The organism is Shewanella eurypsychrophilus (genome assembly GCF_007004545.3).
In the GTDB taxonomy this organism is placed as follows: domain Bacteria; phylum Pseudomonadota; class Gammaproteobacteria; order Enterobacterales; family Shewanellaceae; genus Shewanella; species Shewanella eurypsychrophilus.
The window spans coordinates 1828581-1853806 of sequence record NZ_CP045503.2 but is presented as its reverse complement, the minus strand read 5'-3'; the positions used below and the strand labels follow the sequence as shown (position 1 = coordinate 1853806).

Genomic DNA, 25226 nt, shown 5'->3' with positions numbered 1-25226 from the left:
TTATCTGCCTCCTTTATCTAAGGTGAAATCTAGTTGGACAGTCATACCTGGCTGCTTAAGTGCTTTACCGTCAACAATCTTTGGCTTGTACTTCCACTTTTTAAGTGCACGCCTTGCTTCTTTGTTGAACAAGCGTTTAGGTTCAGCCTTGATAATTTTAACGTCTTCCACTCCGCCGAGTGCATTAATGGTAAAGCTAAGTTGTACCCAACCTTCTTTGCCATCACGTGCCGCTGCTATCGGGTACTGAGGCTCGATACGTACGATAGGTGTAGCATCACCGTCTCGTGTCATCATGTTGCCCAGCTTGAAGCCAGTATTTGCACTACCTGCTGCTACACCACCCATGTTAAATGACATGTTTGTATCTATGTCAGATGAACTGTCAGGCGGAGTAATATCCGGCTTAGGGGGTTGCTCTGGCGGCGTAGGCGGCTTCGGCTTTACCCTTGGTTTTTTCTGTGCTGATGCATCATCTTTGTTCATGGTAATTTCAATGACAGGAGATTCTGTCGAGGCATCGTGGCGGGTTGGACCGCCACCTACCAAAAATGCCATGAAAACAAACAAAGCAAAAGTCACAGCAGCACCAATTATCAGTGATACTATTCCTCTTAGCATATTAATCAGCCCCCGCCGATACTGAAATCTTATCGATACCAGCCGCTTTCACGTTATCCAAAACTTTAACCACTAAGCCATGCTTGGCATCTTGGTCTGCTTGTATAAGTACAGCAGCTTCTGGTGCTTCTGCAAGCATACGTTCAACGTTTGCAGTTACACGCTCGATATCAACCTGACGGTTTTCCATCATGATGACGCCAGTCTTGCTTACACCGATAAAGATGTTAGCTGAAGGCTTCTTAGTCGCTTGCGACGCTTCAGGCTTGTTGTAATCAAGGCCTGATGGCTTAACAAACGATGTTGTTACAATGAAGAAAATAAGCATGATAAACACGATGTCGAGCATCGGTGTCATATCAATCTCAGCTTCCTCGTCTACGCTTGAATGCTTTCTACGTGCCATAATCAATCTCTCTCTAGTGGTGCGGCAAGCTATCTTTTAGCTTAGCTAGGCTGATTTTCATTTTTGCGTCAAGACGAGTGCTAAAGAATACACCCGATAACGCCGCAACCATTCCTGCCATTGTCGGCATGGTCGCCATTGAAATACCAGCTGCCATCATACGAGCATTACTCGTGCCATGAACTGCCATCACATCGAACACTGATATCATACCGGTTACGGTTCCTAGCAGACCTATCATAGGACAGATAGCAACTAGTGTTTTGATAAGCAGCATACGAGCGGTTAAATCTTGCTTCGCTTGGGATACCCAAGCTTCACGGATGCGGTGTGCATACCAAGAGGTTGAATCCTCTCGTGCTTCCCATGCGCTAATGATTGCTTTATGTTCCTTTGGTGATATCCAATTTAGATACCAGTAACGTTCAAGCATCAATACCCACATGGTAAACAATACAGCCGCAACCAGCCAGAGGACGTCGCCCCCGGAGGCCATGAAGCCCCTGACGGAATCCCAGATATCCATCAGGAATAACATTAGGCGTTCCTCTTCTCAGCGTGTGAAGCAACGATGCCCGCACTTTGCTCTTCTAGAACCTGGACGATTGACTTGCTACGTGCAATTACAATAGCGTGCATCAACATTAGCGGTAGTGCTGCAACTAGACCTTGTACAGTAGTCATCAGTGCCATAGAGATACCACCAGCCATAAGCTTAGGATCACCAGTACCGAATAACTGAATACTTTGGAAGGTCGCGATCATACCGGTTACTGTACCCAGTAGACCCATCATAGGAGCGATAGCCGCTAGTACCTTAATGATAGAGATACGCGTCTCAAGTGCTGGTGTTTCTTTCAGAATTGCTTCATCAAGTTTCAGCTCAAGGGTTTCAACATCAACATCTTTGTTATCTTGGTAAGCTTTAAGTACACGGCCAAGCGCGTTATTACCAGGATTATCTAGGTTCTTACGCTGCGCTTTAACTTTAGCACCAACAAGACCAAGAGTAATTAGACGTTCGATAGAGATAAGTGCACCGAGAATAAGTAGGACGATAATGATATAACCAATCGTTCCACCCGCTTCAATACGCTCTTCGATTGTCGCTTTTTGGGTAAAGATGTTTAGCAGTACACCACGGGCCGGATCGATATAAAGTTGAGCCGCACCTGATGTAGTTGCAGCAAAAGAAGCTGCAGTTCTAACCTGATAACCGTCAGGCTGCTGTGATAGCTCCTGAATGAGGTTAAGGTCAGCGTTGTAAACAACGTATTGGCCATCTGCGATAAGGTTAAATGGACCAACACGAGTAATCGTAGTCTGGTGAACATTTCCATCAATCGTAGTTACGGCACCGTCAAAGTTAACCACTTTTCCAGATTCAGCCATTTCAAACAGCTGCTCTTCCCAGAAACGCTCTAACTCATTAATTTTTGGAAGTTGCTTGCGAGCACCTAGTTCAGCGATAAATACATCACGCTCAGGATACTGAGCTGAAATGTTTGAACCCGCTAACTTACCAGCGAAATCACCAGCATCACCTTTAACAACACCAAACATTTCACCCAAGTCACCCTGAGCTGTTTTTAAATCTTCCTCTAACTGACCGATTTTACGCTCGTTATCAAGGAAAGCTTGGTTTAGATCTTTACCACGCTGTCTTTCGGCAGCTAAGGCATTTTTTTCACGTTTAAGAAGAGCCGCTTTATCGCCACGCTCATTCTTAAATTCTTGCTCACGCTTCTTGTTTGTCTTAGAAGCATCTGCACGGTCACTCTGAACTTGCTTAAGTAACTGATCGATTGTCTTAGGCGCATCAGCTGCGCTAGCAATACCTGAAGATAAAGCCAGGGTTGCAGCAACGATTGCTGTAGTAATTAACTTCTTCATTATTGTGCAGCCTCCGCAGCAGGAATTGGTAATGCGAATAGATCTGGTGCACCTTGTTTACGTGCAATACGAATACCTTTCGTAATTTCACGTAAAGTGCTGTCTTCTAGCTTATCCCAGCCCTTAGTATCGTTATTAAACATCCATGCAGAGCGTTGATCTAGGCTCATTGCATACAGTGAAACACGACCGAAGTTAAAGAAGTCTACTAGTACTTCCTTACCGTTTAACTCTAACTTACCTGTTTTAACAGAAAGTGTAGCGCCGTATTCACGCTCGATGCTGTAGGCATCAAGAATAAGACGGTACTTCTCAGCAAGAGTCACTTCTGCACTGTTTAGAAGCGTTTTAAGATTTTCTACACGCCCAATACGTACTTCTTTGTTAAACGGAAGATCAAGAGCGACAAATTGCTCGAGTGCATCTACCATTTTAAACATTAAAGGAACAACGCCTTGACGAAGTGTGTCAACGCCGTTGATGTCACCTTGAATTGATTTCATTGTAGCTTCTTGGTCAGCGACCAAACCTGCTACGTAATCGTTGTAAGATTTTAGTGATTCACGTTCATCTGCAACTGAACCGTACTCGAATACCATATCCTGAGCTTGGTCAAAGTACTTATCGACTTTATTCTGAGATGTTGCTGCTTCAGCGTGAATTTTAGCGTCAGCCTTCTGAACGTCAGATAGCGGATCGGCAATCACTAAGTTTGAGCCAGCTAAGGCTAATGCGCCTACGAGCGCCGTAGCGATTTTTGTTTTATTGCTTACCTTGGACATAGTTCCCAACCAATTTGAAGTAAAATTAAAAAGGTTTAACTTATTAACAACATGGAATTCCGCTTATATTTGCGAGAATTTCCTGCTCATAAGTATGTCTTTCTCTTGTGATTGTTAATTATTATCTTATTTTTCTACACCGCAAAGGTGTAGCACCGCTGGCATCATTTCACAAAATGTTGACCTGTGTCAACAATTGAAACGGTCTAAAACTAGTGGAAAAAGGCAGTAGAGGGTGGAAAAGCATCAAAAGGCAGTTTTTTGGACAAGTAAGTAAATTATATATTAACAATATCACTCAGCTCATGGGGGTGGTGACGCTATAAAGACCTAAAAAACATGACGTTATCGCCGTTAACACGTTGTTATGGGTTTTAACATAAATTTAACCATAACTGGTTACACCAGTAAACAAAATCATCAACATTTAATATAAACTCACTCAATTATTGAATTTATACCAGCCTTGACTAACTTATTGAGTTTGCCAAAACCCACACCAAGCCAAGTTCACACCGATTGACATAACGAGACTTGCGTCACGGTTTGTTTCATTGTTTTATAGCTAAACATCATGGGTTTCATTAACTCATAACCAACCATGCTCACAATAGCTAATTACTTCATCGACAATCTATAAAGCTCAGTTTTCAGTTACTAACCGAACTTCTATTTACTAAACCGTTTCATATCAAAAGCAACAGTAACTCTCTCACATGACTCTATTATAGGGTTAGTACCGTGCCACATGTAAGAAGGGAACACTGCCAATGACCCCTCTTGCGGACAAATACAATAATCGGGTTCCATTTTAATCCATCGACTTAACTCTGGCTGCCCCAACTTTAGCCAACCTTGTCCTCCTCTCTTTACAGCATCAGGGACAGAGACATAGTAGCAAGCACTAAATTCTCCCTCACTATGAAAGTGATTCAAGTGATGCCCTCCCTCCTCAAGTAAAACTGACCAGGACCCAAAATAACAGTAATGATTATAGATCTTAACAAAAGCTGGATGACTTGGCTTTAAAGATAACGACTCGAAAAATGTGTTGAATACCGGCGTTATCTTTTTCTTCAATTCTTGAACTGTTATAATTTCAGAATCAAATAACTGGCCATTGGTTTGTGTTCCTTGCCTTAATGATTGCTCCAATGGGTGCCTTTTAGCTTTGTGTAAATCAATAAGGTCTTCTTTCAGCTCACTATTAAAATATATATCGTCATTGACTGTTATGAACTTAACCAACTTTTCATAATCATAAAGCTCATTATATTCCGCAGCCTTATTATTTAGCCGCAAGCAGGTAGCGAACAATGCTATCCAGCCTTGGTTTTTGGGGTCGCTAAGAACAAGATTTCGAGCAATGCTCTCGGCAATAGCATATTGTTTGAGACATAAGTAAGTTATCACCTTTTCATTTAAAACTGCTGCTAGCCCCATAGAACTTCTAGGTATCTGCTCCAAAATTGTCAATGACTTATCGAAATCACCTAATTCTCGTTCGATATGGCCTAGTATAATTAACCCTTCAACATGCTTAACATTGCTCTTTAGAAAAGAGCTTAATCTAGCTCGAGCTTCTAATAACTGATCATTTTTAATAAGTTTCTTTACAAAAGTGAGCGTCAAAATATTTGTAGTTTGTCTATTGAATGCTTCACTAAAGTAGCTAAATGGATCTCCAGATTTACTCAACCATTTAATTTGAAAAAGCGTATTGTGTACCTCTACATCAAATGGATCTTCACCCAAAAGTGTAAGTAAAATATCTATTGCTTGTTCAGTTTCCCCCTTATCTGCAACTACCGAAGCATACTTAACTAAAAAAGTTTTATTCTTAGGCGCCATCTCTACGCATTTTGTAAGTAAACACACTGACTTACTCACATGGTTACTTTGAGCATATTGACAGGCCAAGGCATAAAGCACTTTTATCGAATCAGGGTATTCATTTAAAAATAGCTCATACTCAGATATCGCTTTTTTGTATTCTCCAAGTCCTACTAAACATTGGCCAGAGCCTAAAACTGAGTCTCGATGGCTAGGCTGTAATCGCTGTGCGCCTCGATATAATTTTAGAGCGATAGCAAACTTTTGTTCGGCTTGCTCTAATCTAGCTAAATTATAATGAGCATCAAAATAGCTTGGATCGATAGTTATGGCTAGATTTAGTAAAGCCTTAGCTCTAGATTTTGAATTATGTTCAAACAGCATATTTGCATAAGAGCAAAGATAACCCGGTCGTTGATGATGCTTTATAAGCTGTTCAAAAAAATGAATGCTCCTATCATAATCTTTCAAATATCGATAACTAAGAGCAATGAAAAACAATATATTGGGCTCGCGAGGCGCGATATCATGGAGAGGTAAAAGATGAGCTAACGCTTTGTGATAGCTTCCCTGCTTGACTAGGCTTACTCCCATTTGAAGCTTTTGATTAGCTAATTCCCTATCCATACAACCTCATTACTCACTCTAATCTTTACCTATAAATTAGCATAAAAAAGGCCAGCATAAGCTGACCTTTTACAGATTTTCACATGTTTTTTAGAACGTTACATTTACTCGAGCATACCAATACTGACCAGCAGTATCATATGAAGCAGGGATAGTGTTCATATCTTGGTTGTTAGAGATGTAAGGTGCATCTTGGTCAAACAAGTTCTTAATACCTAGAGTTAGAGAAGTATTCTCAAGTACGAAGTAGGTACCCTGAATATCGTGATAGAAAACTGCATCAGCGATATTATCTAGGTTATCCTCACTTGCGAAGTAATCTTCACCCTCTGACTGGTAACGAGACTGCCAAGTAACACTCCAGTCATCCATTACATAGTTAAGTGTCAAGTTTGTGCGCCATTGTGAGAATACTGCAAGAGTTGTTTCCCACTGATCCGCAGCAACTTTGCCCGCAGTTTCAACTTTCTCTGCACCGTCAAATGGTACATAGTTGTACTTGTCTAAGTAGGTACCGTTAAGTACTGCACCAAAGTCACCAGCACCGATTTCTGTCTTGTATGAGATATCAAAATCAACACCACTTGTTTGGAATGTAGACAAGTTAGCATTAGTTAATACAACACCTGCTACTGGACCTAAAGCTGTACGGTATGGAGATGTCGCATGTGGTGCATCACCAGTACGTCCTGGGCCTTCAATAAAGTCGCAAAGTGGGCTCGAAAAAGCTGTACTTTCCCAACAACCAGATACGATGTTATCTGTACCAGCCGTACCGATACCATTAGTAATTTCAATATCAAAGTAATCTAGACCAATACTGAAACCGCTGTCATGGCTATAAACCACACCAAGGGTTAAGCTATCAGACTCTTCAGGTTGAAGATCTTCGCTACCACCAACAATAGTGCTTGATTGGTTTGAAGAAAGTTCGAAATTACCAGGTAGACCTTCTGCCGCACAGTTAGCTTTAACTGTCGCGCTTTGGCTACCACTACCATAGTTTTCACATGGATCGTTGTACGCTAGGTTAGTTTCTGACTGAGGTGAATAAAGCTCAGATACACTTGGAGCACGGAAACCTGTAGCAAGTGTAGAACGAAGTAGTAAACCTTCAATAGGTGCCCACTCTAAACCAAACTTAGTGTTTGTAGAGCTATCATCTAAGAAGTCAAAATCTGAATAACGAATAGCCGCAGTGAATCGTAATGACTCGGCAAATGCTACACCCGATAGAATTGGGAAATCCATCTCAGCATAAAGCTCATCAACTGAGTATTGTCCTTCAGTCGCTTCACCGGCAACACTATAAATTTGACCAATTGATGCAGCACCATCAGGAGTGCTTGAATATTCTTCCCAGCGCTTCTCATAACCAGCACCGAACATTACTTCGCCGCCCTGAAGCTCTAGACCAAATAAACCACCAGAAATATTAGCTTGTAATTGACGAGTCTCACCGCGAACAATTGGAGAGTTTGGAACAAATGCATAGTTAATCATGTCTTCAGAAAGCGTGCCCGCTTCAGTGATATTCCAAACTTCTGGACAGTCTGCATCGGCATCACATAAAGCTGGATCTAATAAAGTATCAATACGGTCAGGGTTTACACGACCTTCATCTAAACGAGCATCGACGAAACGTGCATAGTTATAAGAAATATCCCAGTCAAAATCATCAAATACAACACCCTCTAAACCGGCAACCATACGGTAATCAGAAAAATCCTGAGTAAATGCACGACCCGCTGTTTCACGTAGACGACGAACAACAAAAATGTCCTCACCTACGGGGTTATAAGGGTTTGTTGCTGGCATAGTTGGTCCCCAGAAGGTGCCTTCTGGTGCCATTAACTGGTCTGATTTACGGTTTGTAAATCCACCTTCAATAAAGGTGCTCACTGTATCAGTTAGATCGAAACGACCCGCACCATTAATACTGAAAACTTCTTGTGGAGTAACCATGTAACTCGTTGTTGCATAGTTAAATCCATCGATAGCTTGGTCAAATGGACGTACTGTACCAGTTTCAGGATCTTTTACATGGCCACTATAGTTGTCATTAAAGAACTGACCATAAGGGATAGTTCCTGAACCACCACATACTTTTTCGCCATCACGCTCAAAAATAGGACACTCAGAGAAACTACGGTCACCCTGAAGAATCTTTTTACGCTCAGTATACTGTAGAGATAAAACAACATTACCACGGTCGCTTGATGCACCAGTAGTTAATGATAATAGAGTCTTTTCACCATCTCCTTCACTTGCTTGATCATATTGAGCTTGAAATTCAACACCTTCAAAATCTTTCTTAGTAATAAAGTTAATTACACCAGCAATTGCATCTGAACCATAAATGGTTGATGCACCATCACGTAAAACTTCAACACGTTCTACGTAAGCAGTTGGGATTGAGTTCAAATCACCTGATGCAAATCGACGACCGTTAATAAGTACTAGTGTACGACCAGAACCTAGACCACGTAATGAAGCCGTTGCAAAACCGCGACTACCGTTGTTTACAGAAGAACCTTCTGCACCACCGTTAATGGCTGGAATATTTTGAATAAAATCTTCCATTGTTGATACACCAGAAGCGGCAATATCAGCAGCAGAGAAGACTGTAATTGGGCTAGCGGTTTCTAGGTCAGTTCTCTTAATGCGTGAACCTGTGACCTCAATACGTTCAACTTTATCTTCTTCGGCTGCGATTACAGTTGGTGCTGTAAATGCTGCGGCAGCAGCGCCACTAATTAGTGCAAAACGCACTGAATTAGCGATAAGGCTATTCTTATACATGTTGTTTCTCCCTGGACTCTTATTTTTTATTTTTTTGCTGAAATGTATCTTTAACAACACAAAGCGTTACAACTAAATACATTCGCAAGCAAATAAGACCACAACAGAAACATTTAAGCAACAACTCAACACTAAATTTCACAAGGGTGACTGCTGAGTGTTTATTTTATATACGAGCATATGGTTGTTCATGGTGTTAGCAATGATATTTTTTATGGGGAAGTGCGGATATTCACTAGATCTAGGCTAATGTTCTGGTTGGTAACTTAAAAAACACAAGGAGATTTTATTTATTTTTTAACAAGTTAGATTGTAGTAAAGTTATGTTCTTAGTTGTAAGTAGACATTTACTGTACGCTGTTGGCATTTGCCAAAATTCAAGGTTCTATTAAGCAATTTTTACCTGCTTACTTCTAGGGATATTTAACAGCTTCCATCTTACGTAAACTTTAATGTACAGATAATTACTGACAATACAGTTATAATTTAACTCACTAATGATGACTATTTTTCAAACTTATGAGTTTTCATATCAAGATAAATTAATCTCAACAATTTACGCCCACAAAAAAACGCCCATATAGGACGTTTCTTACAGCTTAAATATAACGTTAAAAATAAGCTTACATGTAGTATCTGATACCAATTGCTACACCATCATCTTCATCTGGCGTTTGGTTAGCAGCATTGAACTCACTCATATCCTTACGTGCTTCAAGATAAAGCATGGTTTTCTCATCCCACACAAAGTGAAGACCCGCTACGATGAACTGACGCTTAAACTCGCCATCATTATAAAATGCTTCATAGGCATCACCCGCTTTTAAGTAGTTATAAGCAAAGATAGGCTTAAGACCGTTATCAAACTTATAGCTAAACAGTGATTCTAGACCGACAGCATCATGCATTAGACGACCCATGTTGTCTGTATCATGGAATTCGTTCTTGTTGATGTTGATTGCCGCATAAAAACCAGGCTGTTCAAATCCACCCCAAGTCAAACCTGCACCGTAGATGTAGTCAGTCTCTGAGACACCTTCGCCAGAAACCAATGCACCGTCAAACTCACCTAAGTTAAAACCGGCTGTTAACGTCAACATCTCTGTCGCAGCGTAAGTGATCGAGCCGCCTACAGTATTGTTGTATTCAATCGTACCTAAAGATTCACTCGTCGTCGCAACTGAGCTTCCAGTCATGAAGTTTTTATCAGCTGTCGAGAAAGGAGAAGGGATCCCGTCAGTTGAATTTTCAGTCAGCTCAAAGCTATCTTGCTTTAGCTGCACCTGAAGACCGAAGCTAACATCGCCGAATGCATTACGGTATTGAACAGTGTTATCACCGCGACCAGTACCATTTACAGCGCCATCGGCTTTGTTGTATGTGTAAGTACCTGACGCATTACCATCCCAAGTATTAACTAGGTTAGTGTTATAAACTACGTCATACCACACGCCCCACTGCTTACCAATAGAGAGTGAACCGTACTTATCATGAGAAAGGCCTGCATAGCCTAAACGGTTGTTAAGAAACTCATCACTTTGAGATTCGAATGTACTTTCACTGCTGTAAACAATATCGCTGTTACCGAATGGGTTTACGCCCCACTCAAGTTTAGTAAATGTTTTCCAGCCGTCACCCATATCACGGGTAAAAGCGAAATTGATGCGTGATGAACCGTTTACCACCTCTGTAGCACCCTGAGTGTTGATGATGCGAGCATCCATCCAACCACCAATCTCTACTGCGTTTTTGTCATCTTTATAAATTTCGATTGCCGATACTGACGGAACGAATATCGCGGCTGTTAATGCCGATGCTACTAAAGTCTTTTTCATTTGATGTCTAACCTTTATGTTTTCAGTCTGCTTGATTCTGCTTTGTGTCATTCCGTCGTTCGCTGCCTTCCTAGTTGCCTGTGAGATTAGCAAAAGATTAGCAATCACTCAAAGACGAAAGTCACAAAAACATCATGGTTTATCATCAAATTAACTAAGAAAACTCTTTCACAGCAGAATATATACTGTCTGTTAACATAAAGTCAGAACAATCTTAAGATGGCATCTATTAAATTAACGACAGCTGTTTAGAAGCAATATCGGAGAAACGTTTGTCGAGCAGTGTCAAAACTGGTTCAGCGACTGGAGCCAGCTGCTTGTTTATATAGTAATGATAATCAATTGCAGCCTGTCTATACTTTGTAGGTTCGGCACCATTAAGCGTGATCAGGTATTCTACTCTAGCGCCTTTTTTAGCATGACGTTGCTCACCAGAGTATTCGCACATCAGCTTTGCCGCTTTGACATGGGGAGAGGATTTCGCGGTATAGTCTTCAATGTTTCGTCTCAGTCTTTTGGAGAAAATGAGCTCCTCATCTAGCTTACCTTCGAGTAAATCATTAACGACTTCCTGCAGATAAGCCATGACATCCAACTTTGAAAACAGTTTGTAATATAGTGCAGCTTGGATCCGCCTCGCTAGAGGGCTCCAGTCACTACGAACTTGCTCCATGCCCTTAAACACAAGTTGCAGTTGTTTTTGTTCGTCTGTGTAGGCGCCAACATAGCGTTTTTTGGAACCTTCTGTTGAGCCTCTTAACGTCGGCATAAAAAATTGCTCGTAATGAGATTCATACTCTAGTTCAAGGTAGCTCTTGAGCTGCATTTCATCGGTAAGCTTTTGTCGCCATTTTTTATTGATATCTACGACTAAACCTTTGCCAATGTCGCTAATGCTATCAGCCTCGATAGGCTTATCACCCAGCCAGACAAAAGTAGAGTCCGTATCGCCGTAAATCACTTGATAGCCAGACTCTTCTATCCAAGCTCTGGTCTGCTTCATTATCTGATGACCCCTGAGGGTAATCGAACTAGCCAGCCTGGCATCATGGAACACACAGCCACGAGAGCCCAACACACCATACAAGGAATTCATGATAATTTTGATCGCTTGTGAAAGCGGACTGTTACTCTCAGCCTTAGCCACTTCCCGGTGTTCAGATAAGGTTTTAATCAATTCAGGTAATATAGGCGATTGACGGCTAAATTGAGCACCTAAAAAGCCTGCAACATTATCGGCCTCGGGCTCAGACAAACCTTTTATCAGACCCTTTGGGTCGATGAGAAATGTACGAATAATGGATGGGTAAAGGCTCTTAAAATCGAGAACCAGTATATGTTTATAGAGCCCAGGAATAGAATTCATCACATAGCCACCTGGGCTCTCTAACCCTTGGCTAGTGGCCATCGCAGGGGCCACAAATCCCGCTCTATGCAGGTGCGGTAAATATAAGTTATTAAATGCAGCCACCGAGGCTCCGACTCGCCCAAGTTCTAAACCGGTTAACCTTGATCGCTCAATGGCGAAGGCAAACAGCTCTGCCTTATCGAATATATCCCAGACTAGCCGGCTGTCTGTTAAGTTATAATGTGCCAGTGCTGCTTTATCGGTGTTAAATAATTGGGTTATCTCACCGCCTCTATTATCGACACCTTTCTCGCCACTGGGCAGCGCCTTACCCTCTTCGAGTAATGCACGGGAAACAGACTCAAGTGAGAAGCTATCGAAACGATAAAAAGCCGCTTTTAACCAATCGATACCGTCAAGAACAAACCTTCCCGGTAAAGATAGCGTTTCTGGACGAAACTTATCTGCCACCTTCCAGCTTAGCTCAGTCCCTCCTCTGCCCAGATAGAGACGAATGCCATGAAAGTTGGCCCGTCGATACAATAAAGCTAAATCAAATGTGACCACTGCCCAGCCAATAATGATGTCTGGATCATATTCATTAAACCAGTCAATCAGTTTATGGATAAGCGCCTTTTCATCTTCTACCCAGTGAATATAATCCACCACTTTATCTGCAGAGATAGAAGATGCATCACCCACCATTATCACATTCTTATATTCTTCACCTGCAGTCTTGCCATACAAGCCAACCGAGTAGAGTACACCAGACATACTGCACTCGAAATCGAGTGAAATGGCTTTTAAGTTGACATCGATATCACTTTTTCTGGCTCTCGTGGCATTAAACACGGCTAGGTTAGTCATAGAGCTAACAGACTTAGGCTGACCAGCATTAGGTATATTCAAGCCATACTCGCCGATAAACTCAACGTCTAAGGCAATAAAGCGTTCAATTAAAAATCTATGTTCAGGGCGAATATCGGTTTCAAATAGACGAACATCAAGATCAGTCGCCGTACGAGTTAGCTGTCTAAAACTCTGGGATGAACGACAATATATTGCCGAAACGGGCTCATTAGCAAAACTCTTCAGTGCTAACTGCTGCACCCTTACTTTTAATAAACGAAGGTGAGGTTCAAGCTGACTTAACTGTTCAGTTGAGCAGAAACAAACATACTCCCCTTGAGGGACTTTAACGAGAACAGGACCAGACTGGGTCTTTATATAATAGTGAAAGCTAAGTTCGCCTGAGTGGTTAACTAGCTGACGAGTTAAAATGCGGCCGGATACGGTCTGGGAACTGGAGATGGTCATATTCAGGTTCTGTGTATAGCAAAGTTTTTCATCGCTTACAGATTACTATATTAATGCCAATCTCACTAATTAGCTGAGTACCATGAATGCTGTTCAATTAAGCTCATTAAATATCTTCATATCTGTACCCTTGAGCAATAGGCAAATCCTAGCCAGCGGTACTGGTCTCAAATGCTGTTAATGTATTAATAACGCAATCATCAACGACTATCCCCACTGGCTAAACACGATTACCTTTACCTCTTCACATTAACTGTTATTATATACAGCACTATTTTCCTTGCCTGTACTTTCATGCTATCCGCCGACGTTAAGACACAGATCCGCTCTATATATAAAGGTATTGCTAACTCATTACCTGGCTTTCGCTCCAGACGTGAGCAAAACTATATCGTCGCCGAGATATCAAAAACACTTGCGGGTGAATACGATAAACATCGGCGCATTATTGTCGTCGAAGCTGGTACGGGGATTGGTAAGTCGCTCGCCTATATTTTAGGCTCAATACCATTAGCTCTCGCCAGTAAAAAGAAAGTGTGTATCGCCACGGCAACCGTAGCACTGCAAGAGCAGCTGCTGCATAAAGATCTGCCATTCTTTTTACAGCATTCAGAACTGGATTTCACGTTCGGCCTAGTAAAGGGTCGTCAACGCTATGTGTGTCTGTCGAAGATGGAGATGTTGGTTGGAGCAGATAATGGCACTCAGATGGCCATGTGGCAGACTAAACCTGATAATAGTCAGATAAAACAGCTACAGGGATTACTCAAACAATATCATGAAGGAAAGTGGAACGGTGAACGTGATACGTTAATTGAGCAGCTTCCCGATCATCTTTGGCAGCAAATAGCATGTGACAAGCACAGTTGTCATCGTCAGCTTGCTAGTCATAGAAACTGTCCATTCCATAAAGCCCGTGAAGATCTCGATAGCTGGGATGTATTAATCGCTAACCACAGCTTATTATTTGCCGATCTAGAACTCGGTGGCGGGGTCATTTTGCCAGATCCTGAAGAGCTGTACTACATCATCGATGAAGCACACCACTTGCCTATGGTCGCTAGGGATTTCTCCAGTGCCCAGTCCACGCTCAAAGGTGCTGTCGATTGGTTAGAGAAAATTGATAAGACTTGTAGCAAGCTACAGAACCAAATAAAAAGTAACCATATCATAAGCCCGGCACAAGCCATGCAAGATCATATTACCGACCTCACTGGCCAACTCACACAAATTGCACACTTTTGTGATTCTCAAATTCATAGATTTGACAACCCTGAGAGTCGTTTGCGTTTCGAACACGGTAAACTGCCCGATGCGCTCATCATACAAGCAGAAAACTTAGCCACTGTATCGACGACTGCGTTAAAGCAATTTAATAAAATGCTGGTTTTACTCAGTGAAGCCATAAAAGATGGCGAGATCCCCAAGCATCAAGCCGAACAGTTACTCACTGAAACAGGCTTTATGTTACAGCGTCTGGAAAACATGCAGAAACTGTGGAAAATGATGGCCAAACAGGACAACCCGAAAGGGGCTCCTATGGCTCGATGGATAGAAGCCTTAACGGGTAAGCAAACTGATTACTTATTTAGTGCTTCACCCATCGAGGTGGGTTTCATGCTAGAAAAGCTGCTATGGGATAAAGCGGCAGGGGTTGTTCTATGTAGTGCGACGTTACGAGCCTTGAACAACTTTAACCACTTCACTCATCAAGTTGGACTCTCTATCAATGATGGCAGCCGCTTTTTGGCGATGGACTCCCCTTTCGATTTCGAGCAAAACGCGACTCTTTTCTTGCCGAAAATGATTAATGAGCCCACAGATGAAAAATTCACCGAAGAACTTGCCGAGCAAATATTGGCGTTAGTTGACGGTGAAATGGCAACTTTAGTCCTTTTTGCTTCGTACTGGCAGATGGAAAAGGTGGTCGATCTGGTTCAAAGTAAAATCAAAACAGGTTTACTCATTCAGGGCACAGCCTCTAGACAAGAGATCCTCAAGACCCATAAAAAGCGTTGTGATGAAAATGAAGCAAGCATTATCTTCGGTACTGGCAGCTTCTCCGAAGGGCTAGATCTTCCAGGTGATTATTTGACCAACTTGATTATCACTAAGCTCCCCTTTGCCGTACCTACTTCACCGGTCGAACAGGCACATGCCGAATATATTAAGATAAAAGGTGGTAATCCTTTCCTACAGCTGGCAATCCCTGATGCATCGCGCAAACTGATCCAAAGTTGTGGTAGATTACTACGCAATGAGCAAGACTATGGCCGTATCACCATTTTAGATCGACGCTTAGTCACTAAACGGTATGGCAAATCATTGCTCGATGCTCTACCTCCATTTCGACGCGTAATTGAGTAGGACTTATTTTTGGATTTACTGTTTGAACCTAGCACTTGGGCCGTCCTAACTGCTATAGGATTTCTTGCTGGATTTATTGATGCTATCGCCGGAGGTGGAGGTTTACTCTCGATCCCGGCACTGCTGGCTCTTGGCATCCCCCCTCACACAGCACTCGGCACCAATAAACTAGCCGCGTGTTTCGGCTCTTCAATGGCGGCTTATACATACTATAAGCAAAACCTATTCACCCCTAAATTATGGTATTACACCTTTATAGCCACCTTTTTTGGCGCTATAACTGGCACATTTATCGTCTATCTAATTGATAATCACTGGCTCGAAAAGTTACTGCCACTGATGATTATGGTTATTGCTGTCTATACATTACTAAAACCCAATGCCATGGGATGTAGCCAGTACACGCCATTAATGAAACCCGCATCAAAATTAAAGCAATGGTTACAGGGATTCCCTCTTGGATTTTATGATGGTTTTGCCGGACCGGGTACAGGTGCATTTTGGACAATAACCAGTACCGGCTATCACAAACTGCCTATTCTTCACAGTTGTGGCTTGGCCAGAGCAATGACATTGACCAGTAACTTTACTTCGTTGGTGATCTTCCTCACACTTGGACAAGTGAACATCATCATAGGCCTTTCAATGGGCTTATGTATGATGCTAGGTTCCTTTATTGGTGCAAGGACAGCGATAAAGTATGGCATTCAGTTTATTCGACCTGCTTTTATTATTCTGGTGCTATTTATAGCTGCAAAACTTGCCTGGGATGCATGGGTGTAACGATGAATACAAATGAACTACTCAAGCGTTTAACAGTCCAACTCAAGCAGCTTGAACAAGCAGTGCTAACGCATGATGCCAACCTCCCCAAAAGGGAACAGAAACTGCTTCAGGATGTCGACAGGTTTAATAGTGAACTGTTTATTCAGTCAGGTGCCAAGTTAGCCCCATGCATAGAACAGATAGGCAAAAGCATTTCGCAGTTAGAAAAACTGATTAAAGGAAAAATGTCTACCAGCACCATAGCCCTAAGTTGTGAGCGGATCCAAAACAGGTTTTCAGCGGTTAGACGAGCCCTAAGCACAACATCATTGGGCGTTAAGTCGGCGGCTAATCAGAAAGCTTTCCGCATTGCGACAGCAAAGAAGCGCAGAAACAAGTTTCATGATGAAAGCGGCTTTAACTGGATTGCTGCTGGAGTGATGCACAATAGCCATCAACTTTACGAAGAGCTGAATAAACACCTTAATTGGGTCAGTACATTTGAGCAGAAGATCCTTAATTTGCAATTTAAGTTAGACAGCTGTCATAGTGCTGACAAAATTCAGATGCAAAATGAAATCCTTTTAGTTCATAGACGACTAGGAAAGTGTCGACAAGCCATAAGTTATATAGAAGACCGTATTCAAGCGTTTGAGCGTCCTTTCTCTCAAACCTACAAGAGTTTTAATCGTTAAGGAGCAACAATGAAGTCACTCATGCCAATCACCGCGATCCTAGCTTTGCTTGGTTCCTCATCGGCCCTAGCTGCTAATCTAAATATCCCTATGTCGTTCGAATACCTCGCTGTAGATGGTAAGGAGATAGATAGTAGTCTTTTTAATCACAAGGCTGATCTTGAATTAAATCAAGGGACACACAAAATAGCGATTCGTTATCACGATATGGTTCAGGATGATTTTAGTGACAGCGAAAGCTTTATTAAGTCTTCCCCCTTCATCGTAACCTTGGCTGTAGAGGGTGATTACGAATATACCTTAGCGCCTGCCGATGGTGGTATAGTCAAAAAACCTAAGTCTTTTGCTAAATCACCTCAAGTAGTGATCACACGTAGTGATAATGGTGAAGTTAATTATAAAGTTAAACAAACAGACTTCAATGAAGACTCATTTGTGACCAGCCTTTTTGGTGGTGGGAACAAGCAAGATATCTCCACGGTAACTAGCGTCGCAACTGGCGGAGCACTTGTTGCCGCTTCGACGCCGACCGCCCCCGTGAGTAAACCCGCTCCCATCGATGCTATGAACGTCGTACCCGCCACAGGAGATAAAGCAGGCGAAGCGGCTCATGCTCAACAAATGCTTCAATACTGGTGGCTACATGCCGATAGTAAGACTCGTAAAGAATTTATGAGCTGGGCTATCCAACAGTTATAGTCACTATGGGTAGTACGCATCAAAAATTTCAATAATACGCCAGCATTAACGCTGGCGTTTTTATTAAGATTTTCTATGGATCGGAGCTATTTGGGCATGATTGACAAACAAGCGCTAACATTATCTTAAAGATAACGCAGTTTTCTATTGCCGTTACGTCAGTATGACTGCACACTGAACTATCTTTCCTGTTCGCTATAACAGCAATAGACGATAACAGTCACGGAGCATCTGTATGCAATTAGAAATTCGAAACTATTATGAAGTCCTTTTGATGGAGTTACTGTCCGATGAAGGCTTACTCGACGAATTACCGGAAGACTATCTGGCAGACCTATGTTGTGTCACCCTCAATCAGCTACCTGTTCGCTACATAAGGCACTTGGTCGATACCTATTTTTTTGAAGATTACAGTGAACTTGCCGAAATGAGATCTGAAATCCAAACAGCATTAGAAAAATCCAGAGCATTTCTCAAGGCTAACTTGAATAAAGAACACAGTAAAAATTAAACAGAAATATTAAAAAGAGCAGGAAACTAGGTAAAGTAAGGGGAGGAATTTAGAGGTTCCCCTATAGCCACATTCAGTGCATTAGTCACAAGAGCCGCCTGCTGTGCGGTTACTCCCTTCCAAGCCTAGCCGAGTTCGCAAATTATCATTCAATTAAGTGATTGGTTGAGCATAGATTGATGTACTAAGAGATTGATGTACTAAGAGATTGATGTACTAAGAGATTGATGTACTAAGAGATTGATGTACTAAGAGATTGATGTACTAAGAGATTGATGTACTAAGAGATTGGAGGTTCCCCTAGAGCCACACCCCGGCACACGAGTCACTTGCTGCGGTTGCTCCCTTCCAGGCCTGGCCGAATTCACGAGTTATCATTGCGGGGGGACCCTAAGGTCACCATTGCTTTCTTTGAGTAAAACACCTCAGAGAACGGCGAGCATTATCTACTATGCCCGCCAAGCAATCAAGTCCTAAAAGTCTACTTTCATCATGTTTAGAACTGATTGCTGTTTCTATAAACAGATTATCGAGTTTCTGTATTATAAACTCAGTATAGCTCTGTTTTTCTCCACTAATTTAGGGCCAACGCCCTTCACATTTACCAGCTCATCAATTTTTTTGAATTTACCATTGCTCTCTCTATATTCGACAATCGCTTTCGCTTTTGATTCACCTATTCCTTTAAGTCGTGCCAACTGCTCGATTGATGATGTATTGATATTGATAATTTGAGCTTGACTCATTGATTGTGTTTGTTTTTGACTGACAGCGTTAGCTTGGCTTGTGTTATCACCAGCAGATACGTTCATTGAAAGCGTTGCGGCCAGAAATGCAGCAGATACAAGTGTGATCTTCATAGGTAACTCCCTTTTAATTTAATCCATTAAAATGTGGCAACTCATCCATTATTCCTTCGCCACTCACTAAATGTAGATCAAGCCCTCACTTCTTGCCAATAATTTGCCCTCTAACAAACCCAAGATCAAAAACTATGCAGTGAGTCACAGTTTTATGTTTTTTACATTGTTTCATTTTGGTTGTGCCCAACCTATTAAATTCCTCTTTTGAAACTCAATCAGCACTTTTCCGATCACCAAGGTGTAAGAAGCATCACGTAAACGACTAAAAACATACAATGATCACCTCATGAAAAAGCCTTGATGTAATAAAGGTACAAATTAATTTTGTTTGTCGAATTCATGCTCTATGTTATGTTCATTCTCATAAATAAAATCATAAAAGGAAGCTCTAAACCATGGAACAAATTGAAAGAACACCTACAGGCCAGCAGGCAGGAATGAGCCCTCCTCAAAAGAAACTCATTATTCTCTTTGCTAACATTGCCCTTTTTGCGCTCTTATATAACTTTCTTCCTTTTGAAGAGGGTATTAATACTGGTTTATCGATTCTTATTTTTGCTGCAATTCTTTGGCTAACCGAGGCAATTCATTTAAGTATTACCGCCATTCTTATTCCTATTTTAGCTGTCCTGTTTGGTGTCTTTGAAACCAAAGTCGCTATGAGCAATTTTGCCAACCCGATCATCTACCTCTTCTTTGGTGGCTTCGTTCTCGCTGCCGCATTAAACCATCAAGGGATTGATAGACTAATAGCTGAAAAAGTACTAACAGCCTCAAAAGGAAAGCTCAGCTCCGCCTGCATGTTGCTATTTGGTATTACCGCATTGCTGTCTATGTGGATAAGCAATACAGCTACCGCTGCGATGATGTTGCCTTTAGCCATTGGGATCTTGCAGCAGCTAGACTTTAAAGAGCATAAAAGTACCTATCTATTTATGCTACTTGGTATTGCATACTCTGCCAATATTGGTGGCATAGGCACATTAGTCGGCAGTCCTCCTAATGCTATTGCAGCAGCTCAAGTCGGCCTCAGTTTCAGTGACTGGTTGGAGTTCGGTTTAATTACTGTGGCGCTTATGCTTCCTAGTATGTTGATCGCACTTTACCTGTTTTTAAAGCCCGACCTATCTGTAGTGTGTAAGGTAGAAAAAACGGATACCAAACTCACCTTCCAGGGTAAGTTAACTTTACTCATATTTATCACTACCGTTTGTTGCTGGATATTCAGTAAACCACTGTCACAGGCTCTGGGTGGGATCTCTAAATTTGATACCATTGTCGCCCTAGGTGCGGTAGTCACCCTCGCGGGTCTTGGATTAGTCGAGTGGAAAAAGATTGAACGTACCACGGACTGGGGCGTATTAATCCTCTTTGGTGGTGGCCTTACATTAAGCGCAATTCTAAAAGCGACTGGTACCAGTGTTTTTTTAGCTCACACTGTGACTGATATTTTTGGTAGCACGCATATGGCACTGTTTACCTTTGCTGTAATTTTCTTCGTCGTCATGCTCACTGAGTTTGCCAGTAACACGGCAAGTGCAGCTTTATTAGTACCTGTTTTTGCCGCGATTGCTGAACCTCTAGGCTTATCGCCTATCATGATCTCTGTGCTGATTGGTATCGCGGCGTCTTGTGCCTTTATGCTACCCGTTGCAACCCCGCCTAATGCGATTGTTTATGGCTCAGGCTTTATTAAGCAATCAGAGATGATGCGCGCCGGTGTCATCATCAACTTTATTAGTATGCTGGTGCTCTATGTTGTGTCACATACGTTCTGGAGCTTCTAGCACTCTCTCATACCAATTGGTATTGATATAAAAAAGCCGCTTCATACATGAATATGAAGCGGCTTCTTATTAACCAATATTATCTAATATTGAGCTAGCGTTACACTTGCGCCAAGCCTTGCTCAAGGTCGACAATAATATCTTCAGCAGCTTCGAGTCCAACCGAGATCCGCAATAAACTCTCACCGATGCCAGCAGCTTCTCTCTGTTCTATGTCATAGGTAGCATGCGTCATTGAAGCTGGATGCTGGATCAAAGACTCCGCATCGCCTAAGCTGACTGCAATAGAGAATAACTGCAGGTGATTAACGAACGCTATCGACGCTTTTAAATCAGCATCGAGCTCAAATGCGATGACTCCCCCTCCTCTTCGCATCTGCTTCCCCATAAGAGATTCTCCCTTACTTCCTTTAAGACCTGGGTAATGTACCTTAATGACTTTTGGGTGGGATAATAGGTACTCGACAACCCGCTCAGCATTATCGCAATGCCTCTCAACTCGAACATCTAAGGTTTTCAGACCACGGAGTATTAACCAAGCATCATGGGGAGACAGAACGCCACCAAGATCTTTCACGGTTTCGAACTTAATTTTATCTATCTGTTCACTAGTACCACAAATCACGCCGGCAATGACATCACCATGACCATTGAGGTATTTAGTCGCACTGTGAACCACGAGGTCGACGCCATGCAATATAGGCTGTTGCAGTAATGGTGTCATAAAGGTGTTATCAACGATGGAGATTAGACCGTGTTTTTTTGCGATAGCAACTATCTCATCTAAGTCGAAGACGTCGAGGTGGGGGTTAACTGGGGTTTCACAGAATAACACTTTAGTCTGAGGCGTTATTGCCTTTGAAATTGCTTGGGGATCACTAAAGTCAACGAGAGTCACCGCAATCCCGAACTTAGATAATTGATTGTTCATCAATGAAAATGTGCAACCATAAACGGCTTTCGAGGCAACCAGATGATCTCCATGAGAGAGGTTGGCCAGTAGGGCTGATGATACAGCTGCCATACCAGAAGCCGTTGCAACTGCGGCTTGAGTGCCTTCAAGTACTGCCATTTTTCGTTCTAGTTCAGCAGTCGTTGGGTTACCGAGTCGGGTATAAATGTATCCAGTTTCATCGCCAGCAAACCTCGCCCCACCTTGCTCTGCACTATCAAATACAAAAGTTGCACTCTGGCATAGTGGGGCAACTAAGGCCCCTGAACTGTCTTTAATATGTCCAGCATGTATTATTTTTGTCGCTAGAGCCCACTTATCCTTCATAAAAATCTCCGAGGTCTGGTCTTAAGTTTACATCGGCGGTTTATATTTTTTATAAGAAGCTTTGTATACGACTCTTATATACGACTCTTATATACGATAGTACCGATGTTTATTTAACCTTGTACCTTGGCAGTGGTCCGAGTAAATACTTGTTGAAAAATAATCAAGTTTGAGATGTAAAACTTCTGTTACGACACGTTATCTCGAGGGACTTTTTCTTTCTCACCTCTTCTGAGCAAAGAAGACGATAACTCCTTAAGATCTAATAATAACTCTCTATGTATACCGGATAATTTAGGTCGAGATGATTCCTTGAAAGAGATGGGCCGGCAAAGTGCCATCGCTTGATAACCTAAACGCGCTGTCAGTAATCCACCGCCTAAACCTTGGCCAAGACGCGCCGATAATTTTCCAGACATCTCTACTGAAAGTAATTGTGTACCAAGATCGGTGGCAATTTCACTCGTGCCAGCATAAATAATATTAGTGATCACGCCTCTGATTAACTTAATTCGGCTCCAATAGCCCAGTTCAACCCCATAACACTCTGCAATTTTGACGATCATACTTTGGTTACGCCAAAGTATGATCGCCATATCTAACACTGCTAAGGGACTTGCGGCGAGTAACAATGCAGATTCTTGCGCAAAGCGGCGAACAATCTTCTTCGCAACTAAATCCCTATCAGACAAAACCAGTTCTTCAAACAAGATCAGCTTTTCAGCATCATTATGGCCATCTCGGCTTGAGTTAAAATATTTACTACAATCCACTTCTGCAGGCAGCTGAGAAATAATGTTGCCGAGATATTTGTCAGCTTCTCCTATCTGCATGCTTTGAGAGAGTCTATCGCCAGCTTGCTGGGCATCCTCTACTGATTTGAGTCTGAGCAGTTGGCGCCATTCACTATAAGCTATTTTCCCAGCCCATAACGCTACCAGAGAGGTCACACTCGCATATACAGCAAACAGCCAAGGACTCTCTAACCAAGCATTTCTCAGCCCTAAGCCTGTTTCAATAACAACTAATACAAGTATCGAAAATGTGGTCAACTTAGCTAATAAAGACCATGAACGTTTTCCTGTTCGATGCCGTTTATCGGCAAAAACATCGGCATCACCCGCAAGCGCAATGTCAATATCTTGCTCTGATCCATCATGGTTTACAGCATCGTTCTCATCAATAGGTGACTTGATAAATGCATCTTGGGATTCAAATCGCTGCGACTCACGTAAAATGGCCGTTTCACTGGTTGGCAGTGAATCAAACACCTGCTGTTTCTTGATGTCTAAATTTTTGTCACTCATGGTCGTTTCTCATAAATTAGCAAGGGGCTAGTTAAGCTTGTCACCCAATAAAAACTGTAAGAGGTGATCTAAACGTATATGTTCAAAATCGGCTCCCTGCTCACCAGCTGAATAGTTCGGCGGGGCAAAGTTAACAAACTCAAAGCCTTGATCTTGCCAAAAATTAGCTTGAGGAAGGGACTTGGGGACCTCTCCAGGAAACAGAGTCACTGCTCGCCTGTCTGCTAAGCCCACTCCTTGAACAACTTCGACTTGTTGAGCACCAGATTTTGCCATCCCGTGTTGAGTCGCTTTAATCGCACTAATCGCCATGGTTTCAACTTCACAGCCTTCAAACTTTGCTTGCCTTTGGCTTTCCTTTACTAACTGGGTCAGTAAAGCCAATACATTACTTTGTTGATCACGAGTAATGTGGTCAACCTTACTAGCTGCAAATAATAACTTATCAATTCTTGGTGAAAAAAGACGCTTAAGTATGTTTGACTGACCAAATTTAAAGCTTTCCATAATGCCGTTGAGAGCTTGGGTCATATCATCAAACTGCGCTTTGCCTTTGTTTAGTGGTGTAAAGCAATCGACTAACAGTAATTGGCGATCAAACGTCGAGAAATAATCCTTGTAGAAAGGCCTAATCACCTTATCCTGATATTCCTTGTAACGGTTTTTTAGTACCTTGTATGCAGAGTTTTCATCTGAGCTTTCGAGCTTTGCCCGCACCTCTTCCGCAAGGTTCAATAACGGAAAAAAAGCCAATACAGGCGAACCTGCAAACTCACCCGGCAATAATAGACGCCCAGGCTGCGCATAATAAAAGCCATGCTCTTCAACACAATCAATTAATAGACGCTGATATGCCTCAGCAATTTGCTTTAGCTCTGCTTCCTCTGCGGGTGCTTCCAGTGAAAGAGAATGAGTTAAAGCAACAAACTCTTCAAAATATTGCGATCGCTCAAATATATTTTGACGCTGAGTTTGACTGTGAGACCACTGACTAAATCCGAGTTTTAACATGGGTAAGTCGAGTAACCACTCACCAGGATAATCAATAATATCTAAGTACAGACTGGCACTGTCAGTTAACTTAGCCAATAAGCCCTTACTTGGCCGATAGCGCAATGTCAGCCTCAACTCACTAATATTGCGCGTTGATGCAGGCCACTGCGGAAGGGCTTGCTTAAGCGAGCTCATCGCTTGCTCGTAATCGAAGCTTGCTACCGTCAAGTCGGGTTGCAGCGAGCGTTTTACACCATATAGCCGCTCATCTCTTGTCACTTGCCATAGCGGAAGGTTATTCGCTTTCCCCGTCAAACCAGCATTGAGCAGTTGATTGACTAATCCTGTAATAAACGCTGTTTTCCCAGCACCTGATAAACCTGTCACGGCGAGCCTTATATTTCGGTCTGATGCTCGATGGCCAAATGATTGGGTTTTATTACTGACCGATTGGCCTAATTTTGATAAGGAGCGGTTGAAACGACTCATAGCCTGC

The 25226-nt window shown here is 42.2% G+C and carries 19 protein-coding genes and 1 other RNA gene; 6 read left to right on the top strand and 14 right to left on the bottom strand.

Annotated features, from left to right (window positions below; translation table 11 throughout):
• The 9 genes from FM038_RS07770 to FM038_RS07730 all read right to left on the bottom strand — a co-directional run bounded on the left by FM038_RS07770 (window position 1) and on the right by FM038_RS07730 (window position 13470).
• Window positions 1-621, bottom strand: a complete 621-nt coding sequence (locus tag FM038_RS07770) for an energy transducer TonB (protein WP_142872713.1) — start codon at window positions 619-621, stop codon at window positions 1-3.
• Between the two features lies 1 nt (window position 622).
• Complete coding sequence (locus FM038_RS07765; protein ID WP_077752233.1) at window positions 623-1027, bottom strand: ExbD/TolR family protein; 405 nt, start codon at window positions 1025-1027, stop codon at window positions 623-625.
• A gap of 13 nt (window positions 1028-1040) precedes the next feature.
• Window positions 1041-1565, bottom strand: coding sequence for a MotA/TolQ/ExbB proton channel family protein (locus tag FM038_RS07760; RefSeq protein ID WP_142872712.1), 525 nt, complete (start codon window positions 1563-1565; stop codon window positions 1041-1043).
• On the bottom strand, window positions 1565-2920 hold the full coding sequence (locus tag FM038_RS07755) for a MotA/TolQ/ExbB proton channel family protein (protein ID WP_142872711.1): 1356 nt from the start codon (window positions 2918-2920) through the stop codon (window positions 1565-1567). The genes FM038_RS07760 and FM038_RS07755 overlap by 1 nt, the downstream gene beginning before the upstream one ends.
• Window positions 2920-3702 (bottom strand): DUF3450 domain-containing protein, encoded by a 783-nt coding sequence (locus FM038_RS07750; protein WP_142872710.1) that lies wholly within the window; start codon window positions 3700-3702, stop codon window positions 2920-2922. Before FM038_RS07750 ends, FM038_RS07755 begins: the two co-directional genes overlap by 1 nt.
• Window positions 3703-4371: 669 nt before the next feature.
• Entirely contained in the window at window positions 4372-6162 is a 1791-nt protein-coding gene (locus tag FM038_RS07745) for a tetratricopeptide repeat protein (protein ID WP_142872709.1), read from the bottom strand.
• A gap of 90 nt (window positions 6163-6252) precedes the next feature.
• Window positions 6253-8964 carry a TonB-dependent receptor gene (locus tag FM038_RS07740; protein WP_142872708.1) on the bottom strand — a complete coding sequence of 904 codons (2712 nt, stop codon included), beginning with the start codon at window positions 8962-8964 and terminating at the stop codon, window positions 6253-6255.
• 623 nt (window positions 8965-9587) lie between these two features.
• A complete protein-coding gene (locus FM038_RS07735) occupies window positions 9588-10799 on the bottom strand; it encodes a porin (RefSeq protein WP_142872707.1) in 1212 nt (403 codons plus the stop codon).
• Window positions 10800-11028: 229 nt separating this feature from the next.
• Complete coding sequence (locus FM038_RS07730; protein ID WP_419555641.1) at window positions 11029-13470, bottom strand: DNA polymerase II; 2442 nt, start codon at window positions 13468-13470, stop codon at window positions 11029-11031.
• Window positions 13471-13758: 288 nt separating this feature from the next.
• Between FM038_RS07730 and dinG the strand changes: the two genes are divergently transcribed.
• From dinG to FM038_RS07705, 5 genes are all read left to right on the top strand, one after another.
• On the top strand, window positions 13759-15831 hold the full coding sequence (dinG, locus tag FM038_RS07725) for an ATP-dependent DNA helicase DinG (protein WP_142872705.1): 2073 nt from the start codon (window positions 13759-13761) through the stop codon (window positions 15829-15831).
• A 9-nt stretch (window positions 15832-15840) separates the two neighbouring features.
• Window positions 15841-16614, top strand: a complete 774-nt coding sequence (locus FM038_RS07720; protein WP_142872704.1) for a sulfite exporter TauE/SafE family protein — start codon at window positions 15841-15843, stop codon at window positions 16612-16614.
• Between the two features lie 2 nt (window positions 16615-16616).
• Window positions 16617-17291 (top strand): primosomal replication protein, encoded by a 675-nt coding sequence (locus tag FM038_RS07715; protein ID WP_142872703.1) that lies wholly within the window; start codon window positions 16617-16619, stop codon window positions 17289-17291.
• Between the two features lie 9 nt (window positions 17292-17300).
• Window positions 17301-17990 (top strand): DUF2057 domain-containing protein, encoded by a 690-nt coding sequence (locus tag FM038_RS07710; RefSeq protein WP_142872702.1) that lies wholly within the window; start codon window positions 17301-17303, stop codon window positions 17988-17990.
• A 235-nt stretch (window positions 17991-18225) separates the two neighbouring features.
• The gene (locus tag FM038_RS07705) at window positions 18226-18501 is read left to right on the top strand and encodes a late competence development ComFB family protein (protein WP_142872701.1); all 276 of its coding nucleotides are present in this window, start codon (window positions 18226-18228) and stop codon (window positions 18499-18501) included.
• Window positions 18502-18798: 297 nt separating this feature from the next.
• Here the strand turns inward: FM038_RS07705 and ffs are convergent.
• Both ffs and FM038_RS07695 read right to left on the bottom strand, forming a co-directional pair.
• Window positions 18799-18895: signal recognition particle sRNA small type (gene ffs, locus FM038_RS07700), an RNA gene on the bottom strand.
• Between the two features lie 148 nt (window positions 18896-19043).
• The gene (locus FM038_RS07695) at window positions 19044-19361 is read right to left on the bottom strand and encodes a ComEA family DNA-binding protein (protein ID WP_142872700.1); all 318 of its coding nucleotides are present in this window, start codon (window positions 19359-19361) and stop codon (window positions 19044-19046) included.
• Window positions 19362-19759: 398 nt separating this feature from the next.
• Here FM038_RS07695 and FM038_RS07690 point away from each other — a divergent pair, with 398 nt between their 5' ends.
• Window positions 19760-21151 (top strand): SLC13 family permease, encoded by a 1392-nt coding sequence (locus FM038_RS07690; protein ID WP_142872699.1) that lies wholly within the window; start codon window positions 19760-19762, stop codon window positions 21149-21151.
• Between the two features lie 100 nt (window positions 21152-21251).
• Here the strand turns inward: FM038_RS07690 and FM038_RS07685 are convergent, their stop codons facing one another.
• The 3 genes from FM038_RS07685 to FM038_RS07675 all read right to left on the bottom strand — a co-directional run bounded on the left by FM038_RS07685 (window position 21252) and on the right by FM038_RS07675 (window position 25219).
• Window positions 21252-22430 (bottom strand): trans-sulfuration enzyme family protein, encoded by a 1179-nt coding sequence (locus FM038_RS07685; RefSeq protein WP_142872698.1) that lies wholly within the window; start codon window positions 22428-22430, stop codon window positions 21252-21254.
• 188 nt (window positions 22431-22618) lie between these two features.
• Window positions 22619-23737 (bottom strand): TIGR01620 family protein, encoded by a 1119-nt coding sequence (locus FM038_RS07680; protein WP_142872697.1) that lies wholly within the window; start codon window positions 23735-23737, stop codon window positions 22619-22621.
• Window positions 23738-23764: 27 nt separating this feature from the next.
• Complete coding sequence (locus FM038_RS07675) at window positions 23765-25219, bottom strand: YcjX family GTP-binding protein (RefSeq protein ID WP_142872696.1); 1455 nt, start codon at window positions 25217-25219, stop codon at window positions 23765-23767.
• Window positions 25220-25226 lie beyond the last annotated feature (7 nt).

Coding starts and splice junctions, on each gene's coding strand:
- FM038_RS07675 (WP_142872696.1), bottom strand. CDS start 25,219: ATGAGTCGTTTCAACCGCTCCTTATCAAAATTAGGCCAATCGGTCAGT.
- FM038_RS07770 (WP_142872713.1), bottom strand. CDS start 621: ATGCTAAGAGGAATAGTATCACTGATAATTGGTGCTGCTGTGACTTTT.
- FM038_RS07765 (WP_077752233.1), bottom strand. CDS start 1,027: ATGGCACGTAGAAAGCATTCAAGCGTAGACGAGGAAGCTGAGATTGAT.
- FM038_RS07680 (WP_142872697.1), bottom strand. CDS start 23,737: ATGAGTGACAAAAATTTAGACATCAAGAAACAGCAGGTGTTTGATTCA.
- FM038_RS07760 (WP_142872712.1), bottom strand. CDS start 1,565: ATGTTATTCCTGATGGATATCTGGGATTCCGTCAGGGGCTTCATGGCC.
- FM038_RS07705 (WP_142872701.1), top strand. CDS start 18,226: ATGCAATTAGAAATTCGAAACTATTATGAAGTCCTTTTGATGGAGTTA.
- FM038_RS07745 (WP_142872709.1), bottom strand. CDS start 6,162: ATGGATAGGGAATTAGCTAATCAAAAGCTTCAAATGGGAGTAAGCCTA.
- FM038_RS07755 (WP_142872711.1), bottom strand. CDS start 2,920: ATGAAGAAGTTAATTACTACAGCAATCGTTGCTGCAACCCTGGCTTTA.
- FM038_RS07690 (WP_142872699.1), top strand. CDS start 19,760: ATGGAACAAATTGAAAGAACACCTACAGGCCAGCAGGCAGGAATGAGC.
- FM038_RS07715 (WP_142872703.1), top strand. CDS start 16,617: ATGAATACAAATGAACTACTCAAGCGTTTAACAGTCCAACTCAAGCAG.
- FM038_RS07750 (WP_142872710.1), bottom strand. CDS start 3,702: ATGTCCAAGGTAAGCAATAAAACAAAAATCGCTACGGCGCTCGTAGGC.
- FM038_RS07695 (WP_142872700.1), bottom strand. CDS start 19,361: ATGAAGATCACACTTGTATCTGCTGCATTTCTGGCCGCAACGCTTTCA.
- FM038_RS07685 (WP_142872698.1), bottom strand. CDS start 22,430: ATGAAGGATAAGTGGGCTCTAGCGACAAAAATAATACATGCTGGACAT.
- FM038_RS07710 (WP_142872702.1), top strand. CDS start 17,301: ATGAAGTCACTCATGCCAATCACCGCGATCCTAGCTTTGCTTGGTTCC.
- FM038_RS07735 (WP_142872707.1), bottom strand. CDS start 10,799: ATGAAAAAGACTTTAGTAGCATCGGCATTAACAGCCGCGATATTCGTT.
- FM038_RS07740 (WP_142872708.1), bottom strand. CDS start 8,964: ATGTATAAGAATAGCCTTATCGCTAATTCAGTGCGTTTTGCACTAATT.
- dinG (WP_142872705.1), top strand. CDS start 13,759: ATGCTATCCGCCGACGTTAAGACACAGATCCGCTCTATATATAAAGGT.